Annotated in this window: 3 protein-coding genes; 1 reads left to right on the plus strand and 2 read right to left on the minus strand. The window is 42.7% G+C overall.

The genetic code is table 11. From position 1 onward, the window contains the following. The coding region (locus H6S82_RS31450) for a HAMP domain-containing sensor histidine kinase (RefSeq protein WP_191057353.1) at positions 1–758 on the plus strand (758 nt) is incomplete at its 5' end. Between the two features lie 214 nt (positions 759–972). On the opposite strand, the gene H6S82_RS31455 is transcribed toward H6S82_RS31450, so the two are convergent. Continuing rightward, the gene (locus H6S82_RS31455) at positions 973–1,455 is read right to left on the minus strand and encodes an NAD(P)H-quinone oxidoreductase subunit J (protein ID WP_322111835.1); all 483 of its coding nucleotides are present in this window, start codon (positions 1,453–1,455) and stop codon (positions 973–975) included. Positions 1,456–1,465: 10 nt separating this feature from the next. Beyond that, the coding region (gene nuoB, locus H6S82_RS31460) for an NADH-quinone oxidoreductase subunit NuoB (protein ID WP_191057354.1) at positions 1,466–1,913 on the minus strand (448 nt) is incomplete at its 5' end.

Below are 1,913 nucleotides of genomic sequence, written 5' to 3' on the forward strand. Positions count from 1 at the left end.
TGCACCTTCAAACTGCTAATAACGAGTTGCAAAAAAATAGCGAACTCAAAAGTCATTTGGTGTCAATGGTTTCTCATGAGATTCGCAATCCTCTCTCCCTAATTTTGGGTTTTAGCAAAATACTTGAAGGTCACATAGTTGAATTATCAAGCGCGAAAATAAAAGAATATTTAAAGCAAATTATTCTAGCTGTAGAAAGAATGAACGAGTTAGCAGAAGATTTATTGGTAGTAGGTCGGTTAGACCTTGGAAAACTAGAGTTCAATCCTGCGCCAATATATGTAGAAAGTTTCTGCCGAGTTTTAGTGGAAGAGTTTGCATTTATCGATCGTAATAAGCACAATATTATTTTTCAGTCTCTCTACACAACTGGCTCGGAAAAAACTCCGAGTTTGGCCTTTAACAATCTAACAAAAGCTTGGATGGATGAAGAACTTCTGCGGCATATTTTGTGCAATTTATTATCAAATGCGATTAAATATTCGCCGCCAGGAAGTACTGTACATTTTGACTTTATCTGTTATGACAATAAAATAGTTTTCCAGATAAAGGATGAGGGTATTGGCATTCCTAAAGAAGAACAAAACCGACTATTTGAGGCATTTCATCGAGCTTCTAATGTAGGCAAGATAGCGGGTAATGGTTTGGGGTTATGTATCGTCAAACAATGCGTAGACTTACACGACGGAAAGATAGAAGTTACCAGTGAAGTTGGAAAGGGTACAAAATTTACGGTGACGCTGCCATTGTTACGCTAGCCAGGGGCTAGCGAAAAGTCAAAAATCAAAAGTCAAAAGTCAAAAGTCGGAATTTATTGGGTTTATCCGAACTGTATTCTTCCCTCGCTCTCATTGACTCGATTTTACTGTTCCTGATTTCCTCTTCCTCTTCTTTTTGACTTTTGACTTTTAACTTTTGACTTTCTAGCCCCTATCCCCTAATGGGGGTTCGCTGAAAGTTATCGAGGAAACTTTAATAAGCATCCTGCAACTCGTAAAAATCAGGCGAAATATAATCTTTCCGCAGAGGCCAGCCGACCCAATCTTCCGGCATTAAAATTCGTTTCAGGTTGGGGTGTCCTTCATAGATAATGCCGTACATATCGTAGCTTTCCCGCTCTTGCCAGTCTGCGGTTTTCCAAATCCAGTAGACAGAAGGAACTCTGGGGTTATCGCGTGGTAAAAATACCTTGACGCGCACTTCATCTGGGCGATCGGCATTATCGCTGACTCTGATTAGATGGTAAAAGCTGACTAATTCCTGTCCGGGCCCCAAATCGTAACCACCTTGACACTGGAGGTAGTTAAAACCGTAGGCATAAAGGGCTGTACAGATGGGGATGAGGAAATCTGGCTCAACTTTGATGATTTCTACACCTTCATGGTCAGCTTCCAAAGCTTGATGGTCAAAACCGTTTTCTGCCAGCCACTGAGATGCTTTACCCGCTTGGACGATTTGAGATTCTTCAGCCACGTTGAACCTCCTGCTTTTGCGATGCGATCAGAGCGGGCGGTACGGGGGTGCCGATCGCTTCGATCAATTCTTTGGGCGGTTCTTGACGAGTTGCTGATTGTAGATATTTTCCAGTCAAAATGTCCGGTACAGCTTTCATCTTGTGGGTAGTGCTGTAATAGCGATGAGTTTGGCGAGATTTTGCCCGATCTTGAATCGAATCGTTACCGATTTTCTTCCGCAACTTGACGATCGCATCCATAATTGCTTCTGGACGAGGCGGACAACCGGGTAAATAGACATCTACCGGAATCAGTTTATCCACACCGCGAACTGCGGTTGGGGAATCAACGCTAAACATCCCACCTGTAATAGTACAGGCTCCCATCGCAATCACATACTTAGGCTCTGGCATTTGCTCGTAAAGACGAACTAGAGCTGGTGCCATTTTCATTGTGATC

The sequence above is a fragment of the Planktothrix sp. FACHB-1355 genome, assembly GCF_014748295.1.
Lineage (GTDB): Bacteria > Cyanobacteriota > Cyanobacteriia > Cyanobacteriales > Aerosakkonemataceae > Aerosakkonema > Aerosakkonema funiforme_A.